Raw genomic sequence first — 25,035 nt, 5'->3', positions numbered from 1 at the left:
CCGGCGCCTCGGCGCCGGGATGTCTCCCCTCTCTGGCTGATCTGTTCGGGTCTAGCCGGGCAGGGGCACTTATAGCGGACAGCCCCCATGACCGACCCAATTCTGACCCTGACCGGCATTTCCAAGAGCTTTCCCGGTGTCAAGGCGCTCAACGAAGTGTCGCTGGAGCTCTATCCTGGCCAGGTGACTGCGCTGATTGGCGAGAATGGCGCGGGCAAATCCACACTGGTCAAGACTTTGACTGGCATCTACCAGCCTGACGCTGGTGAAATCCGTGTTGGTGGCGAAATCGTCAGCCTGCCCACTGCCCACTCGGCCTCCGCCGTAGGTATCACCGCCATTCATCAGGAAACCGTGCTGTTCGACGAAATGACGGTCGCGGAGAATATCTATCTGGGCCATGCGCCAACCAATCGTTTTGGGATGATCGACTGGCGCACCATGCGCGCCGAGGCCAAGGAGACGCTGGACTCCATGGCTGCCGGCATCGACCCCGATATCAAGCTCAAGGAATTGGGCATCGCCAAAAAGCATCTGGTTGCCGTGGCGCGCGCGCTCTCGATTGATGCCCGCGTGGTCATCATGGATGAGCCGACTGCCGCTCTCAGCCAGAAGGAAATCGAAGAGCTCTATGTGCTCATCGAACTGCTCAAGGAAGATGGCAAAGCCATTCTGTTCATCAGCCACAAGTTCGACGAGATCTACCGCATCGCCGACCGCTTCACCGTGTTCCGCGATGGCGAGCAGGTGGGCAAGGGGTTGATCAAGGACACCAGCCAGAGCGAAATCGTCCAGCTCATGGTTGGTCGCCCGGTTGAAGGCATCTTTCCCGCCCGCCATGCCGATATTGGCGAGGTGGTGCTGCAGGCCAAGGGACTGAGCCACCCAACCGAATTTGACGACATTTCGTTTTCCGTCCGCAAGGGCGAAATCCTGGGCTTTTATGGTCTGGTCGGTGCGGGTCGCTCCGAGGTGATGCAGGCGGTGTTCGGCATGACCCAGACTTCCTCCGGCACGCTCGAGCTCAGCGGGCAGACCATCACGCCCAAATCCGCTGCTGACGCCGTTGAAGCTGGCATCGTCTATGTGCCCGAAGAGCGCGGCAAGCAGGGTGTCATCACCGGCGAGCCGATCTTCAAGAACGTTTCGCTGCCCTCACTGGGCAAGACCAGCAAATCGGGTTTCCTGCGGATGGCTGAAGAGTTCGCGCTGGCCCGCACCTATACCGAGCGCCTCGATCTGCGTGCTTCTTCGCTCAGCCAGAATGTGTCGACACTTTCGGGCGGCAACCAGCAAAAGGTGGTGATCGCCAAATGGCTGGCCACCGAGCCTAAGGTGATCATTCTCGATGAACCCACCAAGGGCATCGACATCGGCTCCAAGGCCGCCGTGCATGAATTCATGGCCGAGCTGGTCGCTCAGGGCCTGAGCGTCATCATGGTCTCGTCCGAGCTGCCCGAGGTGATCGGCATGAGCGACCGCATCGTGGTGATGCGCGAGGGGCGCATGGTCGACACCATTGAAAACAACAACCTCAAGCCCGAGACGCTGGTGCGACTGGCTGCCGGTATCGTCGAGGAGCAGGCAGCATGAACCGCCTTATGAAACACCGCGAAGTCTGGCTGGCGCTCGCCATTCTGCTGGTCATCGTGATGGTCACGCTGCGCTTTTCGCGCTTTTCACAGCCGAGCAATCTGCTGACCATATTCAACGACACCTCCATCCTGATGATGTTGGCTCTGGGCCAGATGGCGGTCATTCTGACCCGTTCGATCGACCTCTCCATGGCTTCCAATCTGGCACTGACCGGCATGGTCGTCGCCATGATCAATGCTGCTTTCCCTCAAGTGCCGATCCCCTTGCTCATGGCGCTCAGCCTTGTGGTCGGGGCAGGGTTGGGGGCCTTCAATGGCGTGCTGGTCTGGCGGCTCAATATTCCGCCCATCGTGGTGACGCTGGGCACGCTGACCATCTTCCGTGGTCTGGTGTTCGTCATCTCGGGCGGCGCCTGGGTGAACGCGGCGCAGATGAGCCCGGATTTTATCGGACTGCAGCGCGTGATTTTCCTGGGGCTGCCCGTCTTGAGCTGGTTCGCCATTGTCACTGCTGTGCTTTTCTACATCCTGATGACCCGCACGCCGCTCGGCCGCTCGCTCTATGCCATCGGCGTCAACCCGACGGCCTCGGTCTATACCGGCATTGATGTGGGCAAGACCAAGTTCCTGGCCTTTACCATTGCTGGCGCCGTGGCCGGGCTGTGCGGCTATTTGTGGATCTCGCGCTACGTCATCGCATCGGTCGAAGTGGCGGGCGGCTATGAGCTGACCATCATCGCGGCCTGTGTGATTGGCGGCGTCTCGATTGCCGGTGGCATCGGCACCGTGCCCGGCGTGCTGCTGGGGGCGATCTTCCTGGGCGTGATCAACAATGCCCTGCCGGTGATCAATATCAGCCCGTTCTGGCAGATGGCCATTTCTGGCTCCGCCATTCTGCTCGCCGTAGTGCTCAATGCACGCGGTGAAGCCAGCAAGGGCCGCATCATTCTCAAGAAGGCGGAAGCCGCATGACCGACACCGCTGCGACTGGCCGCCAACTGCCAGACCGTCTGGATAACCCGCTCAAGTCCGCTGTGCTCAGCTGGGAAAGCCTGCTGGTGCTGGTGGCCGTGGTCATCTTCATCGTCAATTCCTTTGCCTCGCCCTATTTTCTCAATGCCTGGAGCCTGAGCGACCTCACGTTCAACTTCACCGAGAAGGCACTGATCGCGCTGGCCATGGCTCTGCTGATCATTTCGGGCGAGATTGATCTGTCGGTGGCTGCCATCATCTCGCTGGCCTCCACCCTGATGGGACTGGCCCTTCAATATGGGGCGGATACGCCCGTTCTGGTGCTGGTGGGTATTGGCGCGGGCCTGGCCTGTGGTGCGGTCAACGGGGCACTGGTCACAAAGCTCAAGCTGCCCTCGATCGTGGTCACCATCGGTACTATGAGCCTGTTCCGCGGCATCAGCTTCATCATTCTGGGCGATCAGAGCTTCAAGGGTTATCCCAAGAGCTTTGCCTGGTTCGGTCAGGGCTATGTCGGCTGGGTCATCTCGTTTGAGCTGGTGCTGTTTCTGGTCTGCGCGGTGATCTACTGGGTGCTGCTGCACCGCACCAATTTTGGCCGTCGCGTCTTCGCCATCGGCAATAATGATGTTGCCGCGCGGTTCTCCGGCGTGCGGGTTGATCGCATCAAGTTCATCCTGTTCTGCCTGACCGGCCTGATGAGCGGTGTGGCCGCTGTTCTGCTCACCGCCCGCCTGGGCTCTACCCGGCCCTCCATCGCCGAAGGTTGGGAACTTGAAGCCATCACCATGGTGGTGCTGGGTGGTGTCTCCATTCTGGGCGGCGCAGGGTCCATCATCGGCGTGGTGCTGGCAGCCCTGATCATGGGGCTGGTGACCTTTGGCCTTGGCCTGCTCAATGTGCCGGGCATCGTCATGTCGATCTTTATCGGCGGCCTGCTGATCGTGGTCATCGCGCTGCCCATTCTGTTCCGCATGTGGAGGCAGCGCGCATGATCATCACCGACGGCGACTACGAAAAGCATGCCTTCAAGATGCACCTCAATCCCGGGCAGACGGCCGAGTACAAGAAGCGGCACGACGAGATTTTCCCCGAGCTGGTCGATCTGCTGCACCAGGCCGGGGTGAAGGATTATTCGATCCACCTCGACGAAGAGACCAATACCCTTTTCGGCGTGCTCTGGCGGCGCCGGGATCACACCATGGCCGACCTGCCCGCGACGGCGGTGATGCAGCGCTGGTGGGCTCACATGGCCGATATCATGGCGACCAATGCGCAGAACGAGCCCATCGCCACCGATTTGGTACCCCTGTTCTGGATGAAATGAGCCGCTAGCGGTTCTCGGCAATGGCGGCGATCAGCGCTGCGCCTAGCGTGGCCCCGCCACCATCGCGCGGCCAGCACAGCCAGAAATTCATGTCATGGCGCCGGGGCAGGGCCATTTGAGCCAGATCCTCGCGAATGCGGCTGACCGAGGTCTGGGGCAGGATCGACACAAAGCCGTGGTGCAGCACCAGATTGAGAATGACCGGAATGGAGTCGATTTCGATCATCTGCAGCGCGTCGCGCTCGATGTCGCTGAGATAGGTTGCAAGGATTTCGTTGATCGATTGCCGCAAGCCCGAGCGCGCGCTGGGCACCGCCAGCGGTGCGGCCAACAGCGCATCGGCAATGCTGGTGTGCCCCGCGCGAACGCCGACCACCGCCAATGGCGACGTGGCAACGATCTCGCCATCCAGATCGGGGGGGAGGCGTGCGGTATCGAGGAAGGCCACATCGAACAAGCCGCTCTTGAGACCCGCCATAAGCTGGTCGGCCGTGGTCGAACTGACCAGCAGTGGGGCGCGGGGACGCTCGGCCAGCCAGCGCGCCGCCAGATTGGCCAATTGCCGGGCAATCTCGCTCTCATAGCCCAATGGAATGACCGAGCCGAGCCGCGCCGTTGCTGCTGCCTTGCGAAACCGCTCATCGGAGGCCCCTGACAGTTCCCGCCAGGCAGCCAGCAGGGCTTCGGTCCGCGTCAGCAAGGTCTTGCCCTCGGGCGTCAGTCGCGAGCCGCCACTGCTGCGCTGCAATAGTGTCTGGCCCAGCGTGGCTTCGAGCTGTGCCAGTTGGCGCGTCAGCTGCGGCTGTCCCAGCCCCATGGTGCGTGCCGCGCGCCGGATACTGCCCACACTGGCCACCTGAATGAAGCGCTCAAGCGCGTCGAGTTTGATGGCGTGATGCGGCGACACGGCCTGCGCCAGTTGTGCTGCCTGTTTGATGGCCGGCTCCAGCCGCACCGCTTCAAGACTGGCGACCAGGCCTGAGCCGGCGCGCTCGATTAGCCCGATCGAGACTTCTGCTTCAAAGCGGGCGATAGCGGCGGCAATTGTGGACGCGGGCCGGCTCAGCACTCTGGCGGTGCCGCGCACGCTGCGGGTCCGCAGAACGGAATCGACGGCGATCAGCGTAGCGGTGTCCATCTGCCTGCCTTTCGAGCAGACTATGGTGGTGCACAGAATGAGCGCATAGCCTGTTCAGTAATTGGGATATCCCAATATGGCTGACTATCCAATAGCGTGCCCCCATGAATGATCTGGCCATGACAGTGCGCGGCGACCCCATCATCCTCAACGGCAAGCCGCTGAGCTTTGCCGACATTGCGCGAATTGGCCGTCGCTCTGCCCGTCTGGTTGCCAATGACGACGCGCTGGTGCGCGTGGCAAACGCCCGCACGGTGGTCGAAGACGCAATGGCCGGCGGACAGGCCGTTTATGGAGCCACCACCGGCGTCGGCGCCATGAAGGATGTCGAGTGGACCCCCGACCAGCTCGATGCGTTCAATCTCGGGCTGGTGCGCGCGCACCATTTTGGCACGGGTGATGCCTTTTCCAGTGAGATCGTCCGCACCGCAATGGCCATTCGCGTCAATATGGCGCTGACCGGACGCGTTGGCTGCACCACCGATCTGGTTCACGCCTATCTTGCTTTGCTGTCCACCGACGTCGTGCCGGTCGTGCGGCGCACCGGCTCGATCGGCTGTGCCGATATCGGCCTGATGGGCCAGATCGGTGCGGTGCTGACCGGTGCAGGGGAGGCCACCTTCAACGGTCAGCGCCTGCCCGCAGCCGAGGCGCTCTCACAGGCCGGTCTGAACGCCTTTCGACTGGCGCCACGCGATAGTCTGGCGTCGATCTCCACCAACGCCGTCGGCTATGCCGCGGCCGCCAACGCCATCCGCGAGGCCGCTAGAACCGTGCGTGTCATGTTGGCGACCGGGCTGACCACGGCAGGGGCGCTCGGCGCGTCGCGCGATCCGTGGAAAGCGGTGGCTCATGTTGGAACCGAACGCGAGGCGGGGATCGGGGCCTGGCTGTACTTCAATGCGATGGGCTGGGACTGGCCCAATGCCACCCATATTCAGGATCCGCTCAGCCTGCGCATGATGAGCCAGGTTTTTGCCACCGGCTTTGAAACCCTGGTTGCCGCTGGCAAGACATTGCTGGCTGCCACCGGTCGGACGGATGACAATCCGGTCGTGGCTGGCGGGCAGGTGCTGACCTCTGGCGGTTCGCTGCCGCTGGATGTGACGGTCTTCATGCAGACCGCGCAATTGGGGCTGGCCCATATCGCCCGCAATTCATTTAACCGCTGCGTATTGCTGGGCAATGGTGGCCGGCGTGACCTGCCGGTCAATCTGGTGGCGCCCGGATCGATCGCCACCGGCTTTGGCCCCATCATCAAACTGGCCGGGGAACTGTTTGCCCGCGTGCTGAGCATGACCAACCCCATTTCAGCCAACTCCATGGTGGTGGCGGGTGGGCTGGAGGATGAAGCGGCTTTCCTGCCACTGGTCGTGGAACGCTTTGAGCGCCAGGTCATGGCGCTCAACCGCCTGTCAGCACTCGAAGCCATACTGGCGGCGCAGGCCATGGACATCTCGGGCGACCGTCCGGGTAATGTGCCGGGCATCATATACCAGCTCGTGCGTCAGCACGCTGAATACTACACGGTGGATCGGCCACTATCGGCCGAAGTTGAAGCTGTCGAACACGCACTCGGTTCTGACGCAATTATGAACGAACTAATCGCTCACTCAGCGATTATGGAATTGGACGAGTTTTTCGCCCTGGGCCCTGTCGAATAGAATTTGCGATCTGGCTCATTTCTACCAAGACGCTACGTTAGGGACAGCCGGGTAACAGACCCGGAGAAAACGGAGAAACCAATGCGCCTCACATCCACGCTTTTGAGCGCAGTCGCTGCGCTCGCCATTTCCGTCACGGCCGCAAACGCTCAAGTGGTTGTATCGTCCAAGATCGACACTGAAGGTGGCGTTCTGGGCAACATCATCAAGCAGGTACTTGAGGCCAACGACATTGCCGTCGAAGACCGCATCCAGCTTGGTGGCACACCCATTGTGCGTCAGGCCATCACCGCGGGCGAGATCGACATCTACCCCGAATACACCGGCAACGCCGCCTTCTTCTTCGAAAAGGCCGATGATCCGCTCTGGAACGACGCTGCACTGGCCTATGCCGAAGCCGCCAAGCTCGATTTCGAGGCCAACAATATCGTCTGGCTGACGCCATCGCCCGCCAATAACACCTGGGCCGTGGCCATCCGGTCCGACGTTGCCGAAGCCAATAGCCTGAACACCTTCAGCGAATTCGGCGCCTGGGTTGCTGGCGGTGGCGAGGTCAAGCTTGCCGCATCGGCCGAGTTCGTCAATTCGCCTGCCGCGCTGCCAAAATTCCAGGAAGTCTATGGCTTCTCCCTGACCCCTGATCAGCTCATCACCCTGTCGGGTGGCGACACCGCGGCCACCATTGCCGCTGCCGCCCAGCAGACCAATGGCGTCAATGCCGCCATGGTCTATGGCACCGATGGCGGTATTGCCCCTTCCGGCCTCAAGGTGCTCGAGGACGACAAGGGTGTGCAGCCCGTCTATCAGCCTTCGCCGATCATCCGCGCTGACGTGTTGGCGGAATACCCGCAGATCGAAGAACTGCTCAAGCCCGTCTTTGAAGGCCTGACGCTCGAAGTGCTCCAGGACCTCAATGGTCGCGTGCAGGTCGGTGGCGAAGCCTCTGCCGCCGTGGCAACCGACTATCTGACCCAGGGCGGTTTCCTGCAGTAGGCCGAACCGGGGTGAGGGCAACGCGCTCACCCCATTCCTTGCTCCGGCGGAGTAGGGGCCCTTTCAAGGCGAAGCATCTACTGACCGTTCTGGAGCCAGCATGAGCATAGCCGACACTCCCGCTGCCGCCACGCGACCCGTTTGGTTCGCGCTCGACAAGCTCGGCGTCATGATCGCCCTGATCGCTGCTGCCGGTGCCGCACTGCCCTTCGCCCTGTTCCGCGCCAACCGGATCGTGCTCGGCGAGACCAAGGGACTGTTTGAGGCGCTGCCGGGCCAGTTTTCCGCGCTGCTCACACTCACATTGCTTGCCGGTTTCGGTGTAGCTCTATTGCGCCTTGCCCCGCTGACCAAGCTGATCGTCGGGTTTTCCGTCCTCGCCGTGCTGTTCGTCCTGATGGGCCAGTCAGCGGCCTTTTTGACGCCCGAGGGCAACACCTTCGCACGCGTCTCGCCCGGCGCGGGGTTCTGGCTGCTGGTCTTCGCCTTCGCCTTGCTGGAAACCGACGCCCTGACCCGGCTGGCCTTCAAGCCCCTCACACGCGTCGCCATTCTGATCGCGGTGGCGGCAGCTATGGCGCTGCTGTTGTGGAGCGGCGGCTGGGATCAGCTTTCCATGCTCAAGGAATATGCCAATCGCGCCCCGGCCTTCTGGTCTGAAGCGCGCACCCATCTGGTGCTGGCCTTTGGCTCGGTCGCCATTGCCACGCTGGTCGGCCTGCCGCTGGGCATTGTTTGCTACAAGGTCAAACCCCTGCGCGCCGGCGTGCTCAATGTGCTCAACATCGTCCAGACCATTCCCTCAATTGCCCTGTTTGGCCTTCTTATCGCCCCACTGGCCTGGATTGCCGCCAACATCCCCGGCGCATCGGCCATCGGCATTTCGGGCATCGGCACGGCGCCTGCTCTAGTCGCGCTGTTCGCTTATTCGCTGCTGCCCATCGTCTCCAACACCGTGGTGGGCCTGCAAAGCGTCTCGCCGGCAGCCATCGATGCGGCGCGCGGCATGGGCATGACCGATTTCCAGCGCCTCAGGGCGGTTGAACTGCCACTGGCCTTTCCGGTGATCCTGACCGGCATCCGCATCGTGCTGGTGCAGAATATCGGCCTGACCACCATAGCCGCACTGATCGGCGGCGGTGGCTTTGGTGTCTTCGTGTTTCAGGGCATTGGCCAGACGGCCATGGATCTGGTGCTGCTGGGGGCTGTGCCGACAGTCGCCCTGGCTTTTGCTGCCGCTGTGGTGCTCGACGCCCTGGTGGAAATGACCGCGCGCGAGGGGAAGCGCTCATGATCGAGATCGAAGACCTCACCAAGAGCTATGACGGCACCGTGGTGGTGGATCATGTCACGCTCACCATTCAGCCCCACACCATTTGCGTGGTGGTCGGCACCTCGGGCTCGGGCAAGACCACGCTGATGCGCATGATCAACAAGCTGGTGACGCCCACTTCGGGCACAGTGCGCATCGATGGTCAGGATATCGCCGATATCCCCGCCTATGAACTGCGCCGCCGCATCGGCTACGCCATTCAAGGGCATGGTCTGTTTCCCCACCGTACCGTGGGCCAGAACATTGCCACCGTGCCCAAGCTGGTCGGCTGGGACAAGGCGCGCATCGCCCGCCGCGTCGGCGAACTGATGGAGCTGTTCCAGCTCGATCCCGGCCAGTTCCGCGATCGGCTTCCGCACGAGCTCAGCGGCGGCCAGCAGCAGCGCGTTGGCGTGGCCCGCGCTCTAGCGGCCGAGCCCAATATCCTGCTGATGGACGAGCCCTATGGCGCGCTTGATCCGGTGATCCGCGCCAAGGCACAGGACGATTTGCTGGCCATTCAGCGCAAATTCGGCACCACCGTCGTGCTGGTTACCCACGACATGGAAGAGGCCATTCACCTCGGCCACACCATCGCCGTGATGGACGAGGGCAAGCTGCTGCAATGTGCAGCGCCCGCCGAGATCATCGCCAATCCTGCAACGCCCTTTGTCGCCGAACTGATCGGCACCAGCGAACGTCCCTTCCGCCTGCTCTCGCTGTCCAAGGTTGCCGATCACATTGAGCCCGGCGAGGCCAGCGGCGAGCCCATCGCGGCGCAAGCCTCCCTGCGTGATGCCTATGCCGAGCTGCTCTGGTCTGGTCGGCCCGCTCTGCCGGTCCTGCGCGATGGCCAGATTGTCGGTCAGGTCACGCTGGACGCGCTGGCCAAACTGGCGGCCAGACCACAATGACCACGGGTAATCTCCTCCGACTGCTGGCGTTTCTGGTGCTGGGCCTGTTTCTGGCCAGCCCCGAGCTGTTCAGCGGCTTCTTCAGCCTGTTCACCAAAAACAGCCAGCCCGCCATCTACAATCAGGGCAGCCTGCTCGACATCACCCTCAATCACCTGGCCATCGTGGCCGCCGCGACCGCAGCCTCCACTATCATTGCCGTGGGCCTGGCCATCATCGTAACCCGGCCTTTCGGGGCCGAATTCCTGCCGCTGTCGCGCAGTCTCGCCAATGTCGGGCAGACCTTTCCGCCCGTGGCCGTGCTGGCGCTGGCGGTGCCCATGCTGGGCTTCGGCACCGCCCCAACCCTGGTGGCGCTGTTTCTCTACGGTCTGCTGCCCATTTTCGAGAATACGCTGACCGGCCTGACCAATCTGCCGCCCGCCGTCACCGACGCGGCCAAGGGCATGGGCATGACCGGCTGGCAACGCCTGCTCAAGATCGAACTGCCGCTGGCGCTTCCGGTCATTCTGGCCGGTATTCGACTTTCCGTGGTCATTTCGCTGGCCACCGCCACCATTGGCTCGACCGTCGCTGCACGGACCTTGGGGGAGGTGATCATCGCCGGGCTGCTCTCGAGCAATACCAGCTTCGTGCTGCAGGGCGGCCTGATCGTCGGCGTCCTCGCCGTGCTGATCTATGACGGTCTCTCTGCCCTCGAACGCTTCCTGATGGCCCGCACCGGTCAGTTGGGGAGGGCCGCGGCATGATGGTGATGCTTGCGGCTCTTTCGTCTCCCTCCCCCTTGTGGGGAGGGATCAAGGGTGGGGGTGAGTTTTACGCGCGGTGCCCGACCCTTACCCCCACCCTCACTCCCTCCCCACAAGGGGGAGGGAAGCCCACGCCCCGTTCTTGGAAGCAGTGACATGTCCGATTTCGATCTCGTCCTCTCCGGCACCATTGTCCTCCCCGACCTCATCATCGAGAACGGTTATGTCGCCGTGCGCGACGGCAAGATCGTCCATGTCGGCGAAGGCACGCCGCCCCATGCTCATGAACGCCATGAATTGGGCGACGCGCTGATCCTGCCCGGCGCCATCGACGCCCAGACCCATTCCCTCAGCCAGCGCGATCAGGAAGACTTCATCTGGTCCACCCGCTCGGCCGCTGCCGGCGGCGTCACCACGATTGTCGATATGCCCTATGACGAGGGCAATCTGGTCGCTTCGGCGGCCGCAGTGCGCACCAAGGTCGCGCTGGCCCAACCGCAGGCCCGTGTGGATTTCGCGCTCTATGGCACCGTGGTGCCCGAGGAGGGCGCCAGCCGCATCGCCGAGCAGGTTGAAGCCGGTGTCGCTGCCTTCAAGTTCTCCACCTTCGGCACCGACCCGGTCCGCTTCCCGCGTATCTCCGCAGCTTTGCTCGCGGAGTGCTTTGCGGCTATTGCGCCCACCGGACTGACCGCCGGCGTCCATAACGAAGATGACGAGGCCGTGCGCGCGGCAATGGCCAGGGTCAAGGCGCTGGGCATCACTGACTTTCGCGCCCATGGCCTGAGTCGCCCACCGCTGACCGAATTGCTGGCCAGCCTGCAAATCTATGAGACGGGTGCCGCCACCAGTTGCCCGGCCCATGTCGTGCACTGCTCGCTCGGCCGGGGCTATGACATTGCCCGGTCCTATCGCGAGCAGGGGTTTGCAGCCACCATCGAATGCTGCATCCATTATCTGACGCTGGACGAGGAAAATGATGTCGCCCGGCTCGGCGGTAAAGCCAAGATCAACCCGCCCATCCGTCCGCGCGCCGAGGTTGAAAAGCTCTGGGAGCATGTGCGGGCCGGTAATGTCACCATGGTCTCGACCGACCATGTGAGCTGGTCGGAAAACCGCAAGACCAACCCCGACATGCTGGCCAATGCCTCAGGCGTACCGGGCCTTGAGGTTATGGTGCCGCTTTTCATCAAGGGCGCCTTGGAGCGCGATATCCCGCTGACCTGGGCCGCGAAGCTGATGGCCGAAAACCCGGCAAGACACTTCCGCATCGACCATGCAAAAGGCGCACTCAGCGTCGGTAAGGATGCTGACATCACCGTGCTGTTCCCGCGCCCCAAACGCTACGACGCTGCCGAGAGCGGGCACAACGTGGTGGGCTGGTCGCCCTATAACGGCATCGAGCTGCCCTGGACGGTCGGCCTGACCTATCTGCGCGGCCAGCAGGTGTTTGACGGCACCAATGTTGGCGAACCGGGTTTCGGACGGTTCGTGCGGCCGGAGGCAGGCGCATGAGCGGATCCCCCACCCTCACTCCCTCCCCACAAGGGGGAGGGAAGCACATCCTGCGAGAAACCGATATTTTGCTCCTGAACGCGCACCCATCGTCTCCCTCCCCCTTGTGGGGAGGGACCAAGGGTGGGGGTGGAACAGCCACCGGACGGGAGCAACCGCTGTCATGAATACCAATTCCACCATTCGCGCCCGGCGCATTGCCGACGATATCGACGCGCTGGCCGGTATTACCGAGCCGGATCGTCCCTATACGCGGCGCGCCTTTACCCCGAAATTCCTTGAGGGCCGCAAATGGCTTGAACAGGCCATGCGCGACGCCGGGGCCGTTACCCAGATCGACGCGGCGGGCAATCTGATCGGCACCATTCGCGGCGCCCATCCCGATCTGGGCACCATCATGCTCGGCTCGCATTCCGACACCGTGCCCGATGGTGGCCGCTTTGACGGCATTGCCGGGGTGATCGCCGCCCTCGAAGTGGTCCGGGCGCTGCGGGATCAGGGCACTGTTCTTGATCATACACTCGAAGTGGCCGATTTCCTCGCCGAAGAGGTCTCGATCTTTGGGGTCTCCTGCATCGGCAGTCGCGGCATGAGCGGCTCGCGACCGCCTGAGTGGCTGCAGCGCGTGGCCGGTGAACTAACGCTCGAACAGGCTATTGCCGATGTCGGCGGCCACCCGCTGCACAGCGCCGAGCGCGACGACATCAAGGCCTTCCTCGAACTGCATATCGAGCAGGGCCCCGTGCTGCAAAATGAGAAAATCGATATCGGTGTGGTCACGGCCATTGCCGGCATCACCCGTATTGAAATCATCGTTGAAGGCCGCGCTGACCATGCGGGCACCACCCCGATGGGCGCCCGCAAGGACGCGCTGACCACCGCAGCCTGGATCGCATTGGGTGTCGAGGAACTCGCCAAGGCGCTAGCCAGTGGAGAAGCCCATTTCGCCGCGACGGTCGGGGAATTCGAAATGACCCCCAACGCGGCCAATGTCGTGCCCGCAAGAGTGCGCATGCTGATCGATGCGCGTGCCGAACGCCGCGAGGATATGGAGCGCTTCGTTGATGAACTCGACAATGGCGTCGGGGCGATTGCTGCCAAGACCGGCGTAGCGGTTTCGGCGCCCCGAATGGTCTCGGACAATCTACCGACGCCCGGCGATGCCGACCTGCTCGACGTGCTCGATGGCGCCTGTCAAACCGCTGGCGCCAGCCACCGCCGCATGGCCTCGGGGGCAGGGCACGATACCGCCTGGATGGCGCGGATCACCAAGGCAGCCATGATCTTTGTGCCCTGCGTCGATGGTCGCAGCCACGCCCCCGATGAATTGGCCACCGCTGAAGATATCGCGCTGGGCGCGGCCGTCCTGCTGGATGCCGTCATGGCGCTTGACACCAAACTGCAAGAGGACATTTGATGGGCCGTATTCTCACCGAAAAGGATGTCGAAGCAGCCGTTCTGGGCGGTTCAGTCTACGCCGCTGGGGGTGGTGGTTGGGCCGATCATGGCCGCATGCTTGGGCACGCCGCGGTCTCGGTCGGCAAGCCTGAACTGGTCAGCATTGAAGAGCTCAATGCCGATGACTGGGTGGCCACCGCCGCCGCAATTGGCGCTCCTGCCTCCACCACGCCATGGGAAATGCAGGGCGTCGACTATGTCAAAGCCGTGCAATTGCTGCAGGACGCGCTGGGCGAAAAACTCAGCGGGCTGATGGTCGGGCAGAACGGCAAGTCATCAACCCTCAATGGCTGGCTGCCTTCCGCCATTCTGGGCACCAGGGTGGTCGACGCTGTCGGCGATATTCGCGCTCATCCCACGGGCGATATGGGCTCGATCGGCATGGCTGGCTCTCCCGAACAGATGATCCAGACTGCCGTGGGCGGCAATCGCGACAAGAACCGCTATATCGAACTGGTAACGCGCGGCGCGACGGCCAAAGTCTCGCCCATCCTGCGCACCGCTGCCGACATGTCCGGCGGCTTCATTGCCTCCTGCCGCAATCCGCTGCGCGCCAGCTATGTACAACGCCACGCAGCCCTCGGCGGCATTTCGCTGGCACTCAAGCTGGGCGAAGCCATCCTCGCGGCGCAGGGCAAGGGCGGCACCGCCATCATCGAAACCATCGCCAAAACCACAGGCGGCACCATCCTCTGCGAGGGACGGATCACCGACAAATCGGTGGTCTACACCAGGGAAGCCTTCGACATCGGCACGGTCACCCTGGCATCGGGCGATGTGCTGCATGTGATGAATGAATATATGGCGGTGGACGACAGGTCCGGCACCCGGCGGGCGACCTTCCCCGATGTGCTGACCACGCTCTCAAGCGATGGCGAACCGCTCAGCGTTGGCCAGCTCGAAATCGGCATGCAGATCTTCGTGCTGCACGTCCCCAAGACCGTCATTCCGCTCAGCTCCTCCGTGCTCGATCCCACTGTCTATCCCTTTGTCGAGGAGCGCATGGGGATCGATCTGGCCAGCTATGCGCTTGCGCAGAACTAGTCCCATTTACGGTGTCACCCTGCGCAGGCCGGGGTCCATCCCGAGATGCTGCCGCGCCCATGATCTTCGGGATGGATTCGGGCCTGCGCCGGAATGACACCGAGTTTTTTGCAGGTTCAGACGAAAGACCAAGAAATGCCCACACCAAACCCACGCCATCCAGACTTTCCCATCCCCGGCGGTCCTGAACTGCGCGCCAAAGGCTGGCGTCAGGAAGCGCTGCTGCGGCTGCTGGAGAACGTGCTCAGCGTCGGCGAAAACCCCGATGAGCTGATTGTCTATGCGGCGCTGGGCAAGGCCGCCCGCAACTGGGCCAGCCACAAGACCATCGTCAAGACGCTGCTGGAAATGGACGAAGATCAGACCCTGATCATCCAGTCCGGCAAACCCATTGGCCTGCTCAAGACCCACGCCAAGGCGCCGCTGGTCATCATGGCCAATTGCAACATTGTCGGGCAATGGGCCAGGGCCGAAGTGTTCTACGAACTCGAGCAGAAGGGCCTGATCTGCTGGGGCGGTCTGACGGCAGGCGCCTGGCAATATATCGGCAGTCAGGGCGTCATTCAGGGCACCTACGAGATTTTCATGCGCATCGCCGAAAACCGCTTCGGTGGCACGCTCGCCGGCCGCTTCATCCTGACCGCTGGCCTGGGCGGCATGGGCGGCGCCCAGCCTTTGGCCGGTCGCATGGCGGGCGCGGCGATCCTCTGCGTTGATGTCGACGCCGACCGGGCGGCCAAGCGCCAGGAAATCGGCTATCTCGAAGCCATCGCGCCCGACCTCGATACGGCGCTGGCAATGATCGACAAGGCCGTTGCCGAAAAGCGCGCCACCTCGATTGGTCTGGTCGGCAATGCCGCCGAAATCTACCCCGAAATCGCCCGCCGCGGCATCGTCCCCGATATCGTCACCGACCAGACCTCCGCCCACGATCTGGTCTATGGCTATGTCCCCAAGGGCATGAGCATGGCCGAGGTCAAACGCCTGCGCGTCGAAGGGCCCGGCCAGTTGATGGCGGCCAGTCAGGCCTCCATCGTCGATCACGTCCGCGCCATGCTGGCTTTCCAGCAGGCTGGGGCCGAGGTATTCGACAATGGCAATCTGATCCGCACCCACGCCAAAGCGGGCGGGGTCGAGAATGCCTTCGACATCAAGATTTTCACCGAAGCCTATCTGCGCCCGCTGTTCGCCCGTGCCATCGGCCCATTCCGCTGGATGGCCTTGTCAGGCGACCCCGCCGATATCGCCAAGATTGACGACAAACTGCTCGAAATGTTCCCCGACAACAGGATCGTCACCAACTGGATCGCGCTGGCCCGCGAACATGTTCCGTTCGAAGGTCTCCCCGCCCGCATCGCCTGGCTCGGCCATGGTGAGCGCACCGATCTGGCCCGGGCCGTCAACACCATGGTGGCCGACGGTACATTGGCCGGTCCGATCGCCTTCAGCCGCGATCACCTCGATGCCGGGGCCATGGCCCACCCCAATATCATGACCGAGAACATGCAGGACGGTTCGGACGCCATCGCCGACTGGCCGCTGCTTGACGCCATGCTGCTCTGCTCCTCCATGGCCGATCTCGTCGTCGTCCATTCCGGCGGTGGTGGCTATGCCGGCTACATGACTTCGGCCGGGGTCACGGTGATCGCGGACGGTACGCCCGGTGGTGATGAACGGCTCGACCATGCGCTGACCAATGACACCGCGCTCGGCGTCATGCGCTATGCCGATGCGGGCTATGATGAGAGCCTCGATGAGATCGCTCTCAAGGGTATTGGGCATATCCCGCTGGGTAATTAATCCCGAACTGTAAGGCATCCTCGAGGGATGCGCAGACGGGCACAAAGCCGGTTTGAGAGTGGTCCCCGGATGCTATCCGGGGACCGCCGAAGGACGGGGGACGCCCTTTCGGCAAAACCAGACACGAGCCGAGGTCACACCGGTTCTGTCTGCGTGTCAGGCACTCACCGCCAGAGCCGGGTTCGCGACCGCGCGCATCTGCAGTGCGTTGCCCACAGCAAAGATCGTGGGCGCGGATAGTGGGAAGGCGGTGACAGCGGCAATCGCTTCACCAATGGTGCCACGCCAGACCTGCTCATCGGCCCGACCCACATTGCCAGCGATGATCGCTGGCGTGCTCAGGCTCATGCCTTGGGCCTGTAGCTGGGCGACAATCTGGGGCAGGGTGCGGCGGCTCATATAGTAGACGCTGGTGGTAGCCGGATCAGACAACGCCCTCCAGTTCAGTGTGTCGGGCAATACGCCCTGACGTGAATGGCCGGTGACGAAGTGCACCGATTGCGCATGATCGCGGTGGGTCAGCGATAGCCCGAGGCGACTGGCCAGTGCCAGCGCGGCCGTGATGCCGGGAACAACCGAGACCGCGATACCGTGGCGCTCCAGCATTTCTATCTCTTCACCGGCGCGGCCGAAGATCATCGGATCTCCCGATTTCAGCCGCACCACATGCATGCCCTGTTGCGCCAGACCCAGCATCATTGCGTTGATGTCTTCCTGCTTGCAGCTTTCGCGCGCAGCGCGCTTGCCCACCAACATGCGCTTGGCCTCGCGGCGTGCCAGTTCAAGCACTTCGGCGGACACCAGATCGTCAAACAGGATAACATCGGCCGATTGCAGCGCGCGGACGGCCTTGATCGTCAACAGGTCCGCATCGCCGGGGCCGGCGCCGACCAGCGTGACACGACCAGGGATTGGATTGGCATTGTTACGTTCAATATCGCCATCGGCAGCTGTAGGCGGGGTGTCGCCAAAGGCCCGCTCGGCCAGTCGCTCCCAGAAGGCGCGGCGCTTAGGGCCTGCTTCAAGCCGTGCCATGACGGCACCGCGTACGCGTTGCGCCAACTGCGCCCAGTCGGTCAGTGTGGCAGGCAGCAGCGTTTCGATGCGGCGACGCACGGCCTGCCCCAGAATGGGGGCTGCACCTGCCGTGGAAATGCCCACCACCACCGGCGAGCGATTGACGATCGAGCCAAACTGGAACTGGCAATATGCCGGGCGGTCGATGACATTGTAAGGAACACCCTGGCGCTGTGCCGCCTCAACAAAGGCAGCGGCTTCGGCATCGTCCTCGATGTCGGCGACCGCGAGCGCGGCGCCGGACATATCTGAAGGGGCCCAGTGGCAATCAACGAGGCTGATCGTGCCGGCTGTGCGGCTGGTCTCGGCCAGTGCCACCAGCTCATCGCACCAGCTCTCCACAGGCGCCAGCACCTGCACATGGGCGCCAGCGGCAGCCAGCAGTTCGATTTTCCAGCTTGCTGGCTCCGACCCGCCAATGGCGATCACCCGTTTGTCGATCAGGTCGAAGAAGACCGGCAATACGGCCAGTGGCGCAATACGTGCCCTATTCGGCTGCTGCGAGACGATGCGCATCGATGATCCCCCTGATTTCAGCGCGGCAGGAGCCGCAATTGGTGCCAGCCTTGGTGCATGCGCCGACAGCCTCGACGGTGCTGCAGCCCTGAGCGGTGACCGCGGCGGTAATGGTGTTGACCCCCACCGAAAAACACGAGCAGACAATGGCCCCGCTATCGGGCATGTCGGCGCCTGGTCGGCCTGCAAGGACCGTTGAGGCGCTCAACCCCTGGGCTGACAAAAGACCCACTGCCCATTGCCGCGACACGGCAACCGGCTCGGGGGCGGTGTAGAGCGCCACGACGAGCTGCCCCTGTTCGAGCACGACAAAACTTCGACGACCCGAGCCACTATCGAGCATCGAATGGATGCGCGCGGCTTGCGGCAGCGCAAAGGCAGATCGTAGCCAGTGATCCCAATCGGCGGGTTGCTCGAACCAGGCCAGCTCGCCCCGCATCCCGCCGACAGCCTCCGCCACGGCCCAATAGGCGCTGTCCAGCGCAGGACGCTGAGCCGACACAAAGAAGCCGAACAGCGCGGCATTGACCGGTTCGGCCTCGACCTCGGCCATCTTCAGGGCAGGCTGGGACGAGAATGGATCGACCTTGGCCGTGACCAGCGCATCGATCCTGCCATTGGAGGCAAATTGATCGGTCCAGTGCATAGGGCTAAACAAATGGCCACGCCGCTGCCGGTCGGTCACCAATGCGCGCACGACGACGCTACCGTGCCGATTGGACAGGCGCACCAGACTGGCCCGGGCGATGTTGAGCCGGTCGGCGTCAGCGGGGTGGATTTCGACAAACGGTTCGGCGTAGTGCGCAGACAGGCGCGGGGTTTTGCCGGTGCGAGTCATGGTGTGCCAGTGATCCCGGACCCGCCCGGTATTGAATATGAAGCGGCCCGGGGCCGGGGCGAAGGGCGGTGGCGGCAGGACGGGCACAAAGCGCGCCTTCCGGTCTGGCGTAAAGAACCGGCCATCACCAAACATGCGGGCGCGTGACGCCCGCCGCACAGGCCATTGTGTCGGCGCCAGACTGGCATAATCGGCCTCGATCAGACCGGACAGATCAAGATCGCGGCTGCCATCATTTTCAAAGCCGGTCAGGGCTGAGTGCTCGGCAAAAATATCGGCTGGGCTGGCATAGCCAAAGGCATCGCCAAACCCCATCCGCCTAGCCACCTCGCTGACGATCCACCAGTCGGGGCGGGCCTCGCCGGGCAGGGCGAGGAAGGGGCGCTGGCGTGAGATGCGGCGTTCCGAATTGGTGACTGTGCCATCCTTTTCGCCCCAACCCGCTGCGGGCAGGCGAACATGGGCCGTGACGCCGGTATCGGTACGCGCCGACATGTCGGAGACCACAACGAAGGGGCAGGCGGCCAGAGCTGCTTTGACCATGTCCGCTTCGGGCATGGAATCCACCGGATTGGTTGCCATGATCCAGATCGCCTTGATCTCCCCGCGCCCCATGGCAGCGAACAGGTCGACGGCCTTGAGCCCAGGCTCGGTTGCAATGCTGTCGCTGCGCCAGAACCGGCCGACGCGGTCAATCGCGTCCGGGCTGAAATCCATATGGGCGGCCAGCGTATTGGCCAGTCCACCCACTTCGCGACCACCCATGGCATTGGGCTGACCCGTGACCGAGAAGGGGCCCATGCCGGGTCGGCCAATACGACCGGTCAGCAGATGGCAATTGACGATGGCATTGACCTTGTCGGTGCCAGCCGCCGACTGATTGACACCCTGCGAATAGACCGTGACGGTCTTCTCGGTCCGCGCGAACCAGTCGTAGAACAGAGCAATGGCGTGTTCAGGCACCCCGGTGGCCGTGGCAACCCGCGCGACAGTCCAGTCCTCGGCCACCAGCAAGGCCGCGTCGACGCCGCTGGTGTGGTCGGCGATGAAACCGGGCGCCGTGACGCCAGCATTGGCCAGATGGGCAAGCAGGCCGACAAACAGGGCGGCGTCGCCATCCGACTGCAAAGGCAGGTGCAGATCGGCAATATCGGCGCTGACCGTGCGGCGCGGGTCGATCAGCACAATCCGCATATCGGGGCGCTCGGCCTTGGCCTTGACGATGCGCTGATACAGCACTGGGTGGCACCAGCCCAGATTGGACCCCACCAGCACAATCAGGTCGGCCAACTCGAGATCCTCGTAATTCCCCGGCACGGTGTCTGAGCCGAAGGCGCGCTTGTGGCCGGCGACCGAGGAGGCCATGCACAGCCGCGAATTGGTGTCCATATTGCCGCTGCCGATGAAGCCCTTCATCAGCTTGTTGGCCACGTAATAGTCTTCGGTCAGCAGCTGACCAGAGCCATAAAACGCCACCGAATTGGGTCCGAATTCGGTAATGGCTCGCTTGAAGGTGCTGGCAACCCGCTCCAGCGCTTCGTCCCAAGTGACTCTGGCGCCATCACTTTCTGGATAGAGCAGGCGTCCATCCAGCGACAGCGTCTCACCCAGCGCCGACCCCTTGGAACACAACCGGCCGAAATTGGCCGGGTGATCGGGATCACCGGCGATGGCCACGCTGCCATCAGCCTGTGGGGTTGCCAGCACCCCACAGCCGACCCCGCAATAGGGGCAGGTGGTGCGGGTGGTGGTGCTGGCAACAGACAGGGTCATGGCTCAGGCCGCCGAATGGGGCATCTGGCCCGAACTGGTGCGCTGCGTGCGCTTGTTGCGAATGCGATCGAGCGTTTCCTGATCCGGATTGGCACCGCCTTCATAGGCCTCGAGGAAGCCCAGCAATTCCTCGCGATAGGCGTAGTAATCCTTGTGGGCGAGCAGCGCCTTGCGCGAGCGCGGTCGGGGCAGGTCGACATCCATCACATTGCCAATCCGGGCATTGGGACCGTTCGACATCATCACGACCCGGTCGGCCAGCAGGATGGCCTCGTCGACATCATGGGTGACGCAGATGGCGGTCACCTGGGTTTTGGCCCAGACATCCATCAGCACATCCTGCAACTCCCAGCGGGTGATGCTGTCGAGCATGCCGAAGGGCTCATCGAGCAGCAGCAGCTTGGGCGACAGGGCGAAGGCGCGGGCAATGCCGACGCGCTGCTTCATGCCATTGGACAACTCGCTGGCCTGACGGTGCATGGAGTCGCCCAGCCCGACGCGATTGAGATAGTATTCGACAACGTCGCGCCGCTCGGCAGCGCTGGCATTGGGGTAAACCCGGTCCACACCCAGTGCCACGTTTTCGCGGGCGGTCAGCCAGGGCATGAGCGAAGGTGCCTGGAACACCACGGCGCGGTCGGGTCCGGCGCCGACTACCTCGGAATTGTCCAGCACGACGCCGCCCGAGGAAATCGGGTTCAGGCCCGCCACCATCGACAGCACCGTGGACTTGCCGCAGCCCGAATGGCCGATCAGGGTGACGAACTCGCCCTTGTTCATCTTGAAGTCGAAGCCGTCCACCACGGTCAGCGGACCTTTGGGCGTGGGGTAGACCTTGGAGACCTGAGAGAACTCGACATAGCCCGCTTCGGTGGGCGATGCGGCGGCATTGGCATAGGCCGCCGGCAGCTTCTGGGACTTGCCGCGACTGATCGGCACCACATTGGGCAGCGCCACATCATGGTCGCCCGACGCATTGCGACCAGCACCCACATCCATGAGGTATTCGGTGATCTCGCGACGTAGCGTGATGAACCGGTCATCGCCATTCAGGGCGGCGCGGTCACGCGGACGTTCAATGCCGACAGAAAATTCGGGCCCAAGCGTTGCCGCCGGTCCTGGTGTCAGCGGGATCACCCGGTCGGCCAGCAGGATGGCTTCATCCACATCATTGGTGATCAGGATGATGGTCTTTTTCTCGGCCTCCGAGATCAGCGCGAATTCGTCCTGCAGCTTGGAGCGCGTCAGTGCATCGAGTGCTGAGAGCGGTTCGTCCATCAGCAGGATTTCCGGCTGCATGGCCAGTGCCCGGGCGACGGCCACGCGCTGGCGCATACCCCCCGACAACTCGGCAGGGCGGCGGTCCACAGCGTGGGCGAGACCGACCATGTTGATATAGTGGTTGCGCAGCGCCAGGCGTTCGACCCGGCTCTTGGTCCTGTGCACGGCGTTGACGGCCAGATCCACATTGCCGCCCACCGATAGCCAGGGCATCAGCGAATAGGACTGGAACACCACGCCGCGCTCCGGGCTCGGTCCGCTGATTTCGCGATTGCGGAAGATGATCCCGCCGCGATCGGGCTCTGTCAGCCCCGCCAGCATGGAGATCAACGTCGTCTTGCCCGCACCCGAGAAGCCGAGAATGGCGACAAACTCGCCCTCTTCAACGCTCAGATTGATGCCGGAAAGAACTTCGGCGCGCTTGGCACCTTCGCCATAGTGCTTGCACACATCGGACAGTTCGAGAATGGCTGGCATCAACGCCTCCTAGCGGTTCGACGAGAAGGTGAAGGCTGTCTGCAGGGTGAACATCACGCGGTCGAGCATGAAGCCGATGACGCCGATGGTCAGCACTGCCACGATGATGCGGGCCAGCGAATTGGAGGAGCCGTTCTGGAATTCATCCCAGACGAATTTCCCCAGTCCCGGGTTCTGCGCCAGCATTTCAGCAGCGATCAGCACCATCCAGCCCACACCCAGTGACAGGCGCAGTCCGGTGAAGATAAGCGGCATGGCCGAGGGCAGCACCAGCTTGGCGATGGTGGTCGGTGTCGATAGTTGCAGCACCTTGCCGACATTGATCAGATCCTTGTCGATCGAGGCGACACCCAATGCCGTGTTGATCAGGGTTGGCCACAGCGAGCACAGCGTCACAGTCACCGCCGAGATGATCAGCGCCTTGGGGAAGGCGTCATTGACGTCCACATAGACTGCCGAAACGATCATGGTGACGATGGGCAGCCAGGCCAGCGGTGAAACCGGCTTGAACAATTGCACCAGGGGATTGAGTGCTCCATTGAAGGGGCGGCTGAGCCCCGATGCGATACCCAGCGGCACGGCAATGACCGTGGCAATCGCAAAGCCAAGGCCGACCGTTTTCAGGGACGTGAAAATCTGGTCGATGAAGGTCGGCTTGCCAGTAAAGCCACGGAACTTGACGTCATCCTCGCGACCCTCGGCGATCAGCTTGGCGTTGCGGTCGTCCTGCCGGGTATAGAACGCGGCCTCTTTTTCACGCTCGTCGACATGGTCCTGCCACAGCGCACCGGCCTGCTCCCAGACCTCCACCGGCCCTGGAATGGCGCCCAGCGATGTCTGCACCTGCGGGGCCAGTGCCGCCCAGGCCAAACCAAAAATGACAATGCCCATCAGCGGGAACACCAGACTGTCGCGCAGCTCGCCCATCTGTTCGCGCGGATTGTCGCCCGCAGCGATCTTGAGCAGTGGCGTCAACCACCCCAGCCCTAGGGCGCCCAGCCAGGCCGATGCGCGATTGATCCCGGCAAACAGCTTCTGGCGTCTATCATCTGAACGGCCCTTGGAGCCGATGTCGCTGGCGATGCTCATGGTCTTGATCCTGTTTTCGTCGCGTTGCGCTGGCCGGACCGCGCTGGCCCGGCCATGCTGTGTGCAGGCGCTATTTTGAGGCCGCGGTTTCGCCGGTCTTCAGGCCAATGGGCAGGCTGTCGATATAGGCATTGGGGGTGCGGCCATCATAGGCAATGCCGTCGATGAACTCGTCGGTCGATGGCCGGAAGCCATCGGTGTCCCAGGGGATGTCGCCCTCTGCGATCATGCCCTCGTCAACCAGCATGCGCGCCGCCTGCAGGTAGATATCGGGGCGGTACACTGACTTGGCGACGTCCGCATACCAGTCATCGGACTTGTCTTCGGCGATCTGCCCCCAGCGGCGCATCTGGGTCAGGTACCAGATGGCATCGGAGTAGTAGGGGTAGGTCGCAAAGTAGCGATAGAACACGTTGAAGTCGGGCACGTCGCGAATGTCGCCGGGCTCATACTCAAAAGTGCCGGTCATCGAATTCGCAATGACCTCGGCGTCGGCGCCGACATATTCCGAGCGCGACAGGATATCGACCGCTTCAAGGCGATTGGCATTGTCGTTCTCGTCCAGCCACTTTGCGGCGCGGATCAGCGCCTTGGTGATGGCGATGGTGGTGTTGGGATTTTCCTCGACAAATTCGGCGGTCATGCCGAACACTTTTTCGGGGTTGTTCTTCCAAAGCTCGTAATCGGTGATGACCGGCACGCCGATCTTCTTGAACACCGCAGCCTGGTTCCAGGGCTCGCCAACGGCATAACCGTCAATGGTGCCCGCTTCCATGGTCGAGGGCATCTGCGGTGGAGGCGTAACCGACAGATAGGCCTTGGCGCCAATCTGGCCGGATACATCGTCAGGTGAGTAATAACCAGGATTGACCCCACCGGCCGCAAGCCAGTAGCGCAGCTCGTAATTGTGGGTCGAGACCGGGAACACCATGCCCATATTGAAAGGACGGCCCTCATCGGCGAACTGGTCGATGACCGGTAGCAGTGCTGCTGCACTGATGGGATGTTGTGGCAAGCCGTCGGCACCCATTTCCAGATTGGGCTTCATCAGTTCCCAGACCGCGTTGGACACCGTGATGGCATTGCCATTGAGGTCCATTGAGAAGGGGGTGACGATATGGGCTTCGGTGCCATACCCGATGGTTGCCGCCAGCGGCTGGCCCGCCAGCATATGCGCGCCGTCAAGCGTGCCGGTAATCACGCCATCCAGCAGCACCTTCCAGTTGGCCTGCGGCTCCAGCGTCACATAGAGCCCTTCATCTTCGAAATAACCCAGCTCATAAGCGATGGCGAGCGGCGCCATATCGGTCAGTTTGATGAAGCCGAATTTGAGCTCATCCTTCTCCACGTCGAGCATTTCGGCGTGGGCACCCAGCGGTGCCATTACCGTGGCGGCCAACAGCCCGATCGACAGCGCGCGCAAAGCTGAGCGTTTCTTGCCGGACTGGGTCGTCATTGTCTTAGTCATCGAGTTCTCCATCTGCACCGATCGGAAAAACAAAA

19 protein-coding genes are annotated in these 25,035 nt (G+C 62.7%); 13 read left to right on the top strand and 6 right to left on the bottom strand.

The window, feature by feature from the left end; translation table 11 throughout:
* Positions 1 to 87 precede the first annotated feature (87 nt).
* Genes KD146_RS10850 through rhaM form a run of 4 tightly spaced genes read left to right on the top strand, consistent with a single transcriptional unit; the run spans position 88 to position 3,894 of the window.
* On the top strand, positions 88 to 1,593 hold the full coding sequence (locus tag KD146_RS10850; protein ID WP_212658682.1) for a sugar ABC transporter ATP-binding protein: 1,506 nt from the start codon (positions 88 to 90) through the stop codon (positions 1,591 to 1,593).
* Positions 1,590 to 2,567, top strand: a complete 978-nt coding sequence (locus KD146_RS10845; protein WP_212658681.1) for an ABC transporter permease — start codon at positions 1,590 to 1,592, stop codon at positions 2,565 to 2,567. Before KD146_RS10850 ends, KD146_RS10845 begins: the two co-directional genes overlap by 4 nt.
* Complete coding sequence (locus KD146_RS10840) at positions 2,564 to 3,562, top strand: ABC transporter permease (protein WP_212658680.1); 999 nt, start codon at positions 2,564 to 2,566, stop codon at positions 3,560 to 3,562. Before KD146_RS10845 ends, KD146_RS10840 begins: the two co-directional genes overlap by 4 nt.
* On the top strand, positions 3,559 to 3,894 hold the full coding sequence (rhaM, locus tag KD146_RS10835; protein WP_212658679.1) for an L-rhamnose mutarotase: 336 nt from the start codon (positions 3,559 to 3,561) through the stop codon (positions 3,892 to 3,894). Before KD146_RS10840 ends, rhaM begins: the two co-directional genes overlap by 4 nt.
* 4 nt (positions 3,895 to 3,898) lie before the next feature.
* On the opposite strand, the gene KD146_RS10830 is transcribed toward rhaM, so the two are convergent.
* Entirely contained in the window at positions 3,899 to 5,032 is a 1,134-nt protein-coding gene (locus KD146_RS10830; RefSeq protein ID WP_212658678.1) for a LysR family transcriptional regulator, read from the bottom strand.
* Positions 5,033 to 5,136: 104 nt separating this feature from the next.
* Here KD146_RS10830 and KD146_RS10825 point away from each other — a divergent pair, with 104 nt between their 5' ends.
* From KD146_RS10825 to ertB, 9 genes are all read left to right on the top strand, one after another.
* Positions 5,137 to 6,696: an aromatic amino acid lyase gene (locus tag KD146_RS10825; protein ID WP_249327644.1), complete on the top strand. Its 1,560-nt coding sequence runs from the start codon at positions 5,137 to 5,139 to the stop codon at positions 6,694 to 6,696.
* An 81-nt stretch (positions 6,697 to 6,777) separates the two neighbouring features.
* Complete coding sequence (osmF, locus tag KD146_RS10820; protein WP_212658677.1) at positions 6,778 to 7,689, top strand: glycine betaine ABC transporter substrate-binding protein OsmF; 912 nt, start codon at positions 6,778 to 6,780, stop codon at positions 7,687 to 7,689.
* Positions 7,690 to 7,789: 100 nt separating this feature from the next.
* A complete protein-coding gene (locus KD146_RS10815) occupies positions 7,790 to 8,983 on the top strand; it encodes an ABC transporter permease (protein ID WP_212658676.1) in 1,194 nt (397 codons plus the stop codon).
* Complete coding sequence (locus KD146_RS10810) at positions 8,980 to 9,915, top strand: ABC transporter ATP-binding protein (RefSeq protein WP_212658675.1); 936 nt, start codon at positions 8,980 to 8,982, stop codon at positions 9,913 to 9,915. Before KD146_RS10815 ends, KD146_RS10810 begins: the two co-directional genes overlap by 4 nt.
* Positions 9,912 to 10,664, top strand: a complete 753-nt coding sequence (locus tag KD146_RS10805) for an ABC transporter permease (RefSeq protein ID WP_212658674.1) — start codon at positions 9,912 to 9,914, stop codon at positions 10,662 to 10,664. Before KD146_RS10810 ends, KD146_RS10805 begins: the two co-directional genes overlap by 4 nt.
* 156 nt (positions 10,665 to 10,820) lie before the next feature.
* Positions 10,821 to 12,179 carry a hydantoin-5-propionate amidohydrolase gene (locus tag KD146_RS10800; RefSeq protein WP_212658673.1) on the top strand — a complete coding sequence of 453 codons (1,359 nt, stop codon included), beginning with the start codon at positions 10,821 to 10,823 and terminating at the stop codon, positions 12,177 to 12,179.
* Between the two features lie 163 nt (positions 12,180 to 12,342).
* On the top strand, positions 12,343 to 13,596 hold the full coding sequence (locus KD146_RS10795) for a Zn-dependent hydrolase (RefSeq protein ID WP_212658672.1): 1,254 nt from the start codon (positions 12,343 to 12,345) through the stop codon (positions 13,594 to 13,596).
* Positions 13,596 to 14,681, top strand: coding sequence for a thiohydantoin desulfurase (ertC, locus tag KD146_RS10790; protein ID WP_212658671.1), 1,086 nt, complete (start codon positions 13,596 to 13,598; stop codon positions 14,679 to 14,681). Before KD146_RS10795 ends, ertC begins: the two co-directional genes overlap by 1 nt.
* Positions 14,682 to 14,816: 135 nt before the next feature.
* Positions 14,817 to 16,481, top strand: a complete 1,665-nt coding sequence (ertB, locus tag KD146_RS10785) for a thiourocanate hydratase (RefSeq protein ID WP_212658670.1) — start codon at positions 14,817 to 14,819, stop codon at positions 16,479 to 16,481.
* A gap of 156 nt (positions 16,482 to 16,637) precedes the next feature.
* Here the strand turns inward: ertB and cysG are convergent, their stop codons facing one another.
* The 5 genes from cysG to KD146_RS10760 form a co-directional block, all read right to left on the bottom strand.
* The gene (cysG, locus tag KD146_RS10780) at positions 16,638 to 18,074 is read right to left on the bottom strand and encodes a siroheme synthase CysG (RefSeq protein ID WP_212658669.1); all 1,437 of its coding nucleotides are present in this window, start codon (positions 18,072 to 18,074) and stop codon (positions 16,638 to 16,640) included.
* Complete coding sequence (locus tag KD146_RS10775; protein WP_212658668.1) at positions 18,046 to 20,685, bottom strand: nitrate reductase; 2,640 nt, start codon at positions 20,683 to 20,685, stop codon at positions 18,046 to 18,048. The genes cysG and KD146_RS10775 overlap by 29 nt, the downstream gene beginning before the upstream one ends.
* Before the next feature lie 3 nt (positions 20,686 to 20,688).
* Positions 20,689 to 22,443: an ABC transporter ATP-binding protein gene (locus KD146_RS10770; protein ID WP_212658667.1), complete on the bottom strand. Its 1,755-nt coding sequence runs from the start codon at positions 22,441 to 22,443 to the stop codon at positions 20,689 to 20,691.
* A gap of 9 nt (positions 22,444 to 22,452) precedes the next feature.
* Positions 22,453 to 23,532 (bottom strand): ABC transporter permease, encoded by a 1,080-nt coding sequence (locus tag KD146_RS10765; RefSeq protein WP_212658666.1) that lies wholly within the window; start codon positions 23,530 to 23,532, stop codon positions 22,453 to 22,455.
* Between the two features lie 70 nt (positions 23,533 to 23,602).
* Positions 23,603 to 24,916 (bottom strand): CmpA/NrtA family ABC transporter substrate-binding protein, encoded by a 1,314-nt coding sequence (locus KD146_RS10760; RefSeq protein ID WP_427857084.1) that lies wholly within the window; start codon positions 24,914 to 24,916, stop codon positions 23,603 to 23,605.
* Positions 24,917 to 25,035 lie beyond the last annotated feature (119 nt).

The organism is Devosia litorisediminis (genome assembly GCF_018334155.1).
Lineage (GTDB): Bacteria > Pseudomonadota > Alphaproteobacteria > Rhizobiales > Devosiaceae > Devosia > Devosia litorisediminis.
This window is presented reverse-complemented; position numbering and strand designations above follow the sequence as displayed.

What these genes read in the sequence shown, in the direction of transcription:
- KD146_RS10850 (WP_212658682.1), top strand. Translation starts at nt 88, where the DNA reads ATGACCGACCCAATTCTGACCCTGACCGGCATTTCCAAGAGCTTTCCC.
- ertC (WP_212658671.1), top strand. Translation starts at nt 13,596, where the DNA reads ATGGGCCGTATTCTCACCGAAAAGGATGTCGAAGCAGCCGTTCTGGGC.
- ertB (WP_212658670.1), top strand. Translation starts at nt 14,817, where the DNA reads ATGCCCACACCAAACCCACGCCATCCAGACTTTCCCATCCCCGGCGGT.
- KD146_RS10810 (WP_212658675.1), top strand. Translation starts at nt 8,980, where the DNA reads ATGATCGAGATCGAAGACCTCACCAAGAGCTATGACGGCACCGTGGTG.
- KD146_RS10825 (WP_249327644.1), top strand. Translation starts at nt 5,137, where the DNA reads ATGAATGATCTGGCCATGACAGTGCGCGGCGACCCCATCATCCTCAAC.
- KD146_RS10770 (WP_212658667.1), bottom strand. Translation starts at nt 22,443, where the DNA reads ATGCCAGCCATTCTCGAACTGTCCGATGTGTGCAAGCACTATGGCGAA.
- KD146_RS10760 (WP_427857084.1), bottom strand. Translation starts at nt 24,916, where the DNA reads ATGGCACCGCTGGGTGCCCACGCCGAAATGCTCGACGTGGAGAAGGAT.
- cysG (WP_212658669.1), bottom strand. Translation starts at nt 18,074, where the DNA reads ATGCGCATCGTCTCGCAGCAGCCGAATAGGGCACGTATTGCGCCACTG.
- KD146_RS10840 (WP_212658680.1), top strand. Translation starts at nt 2,564, where the DNA reads ATGACCGACACCGCTGCGACTGGCCGCCAACTGCCAGACCGTCTGGAT.
- KD146_RS10765 (WP_212658666.1), bottom strand. Translation starts at nt 23,532, where the DNA reads ATGAGCATCGCCAGCGACATCGGCTCCAAGGGCCGTTCAGATGATAGA.
- rhaM (WP_212658679.1), top strand. Translation starts at nt 3,559, where the DNA reads ATGATCATCACCGACGGCGACTACGAAAAGCATGCCTTCAAGATGCAC.
- KD146_RS10795 (WP_212658672.1), top strand. Translation starts at nt 12,343, where the DNA reads ATGAATACCAATTCCACCATTCGCGCCCGGCGCATTGCCGACGATATC.
- osmF (WP_212658677.1), top strand. Translation starts at nt 6,778, where the DNA reads ATGCGCCTCACATCCACGCTTTTGAGCGCAGTCGCTGCGCTCGCCATT.
- KD146_RS10775 (WP_212658668.1), bottom strand. Translation starts at nt 20,685, where the DNA reads ATGACCCTGTCTGTTGCCAGCACCACCACCCGCACCACCTGCCCCTAT.
- KD146_RS10815 (WP_212658676.1), top strand. Translation starts at nt 7,790, where the DNA reads ATGAGCATAGCCGACACTCCCGCTGCCGCCACGCGACCCGTTTGGTTC.
- KD146_RS10830 (WP_212658678.1), bottom strand. Translation starts at nt 5,032, where the DNA reads ATGGACACCGCTACGCTGATCGCCGTCGATTCCGTTCTGCGGACCCGC.
- KD146_RS10845 (WP_212658681.1), top strand. Translation starts at nt 1,590, where the DNA reads ATGAACCGCCTTATGAAACACCGCGAAGTCTGGCTGGCGCTCGCCATT.
- KD146_RS10805 (WP_212658674.1), top strand. Translation starts at nt 9,912, where the DNA reads ATGACCACGGGTAATCTCCTCCGACTGCTGGCGTTTCTGGTGCTGGGC.
- KD146_RS10800 (WP_212658673.1), top strand. Translation starts at nt 10,821, where the DNA reads ATGTCCGATTTCGATCTCGTCCTCTCCGGCACCATTGTCCTCCCCGAC.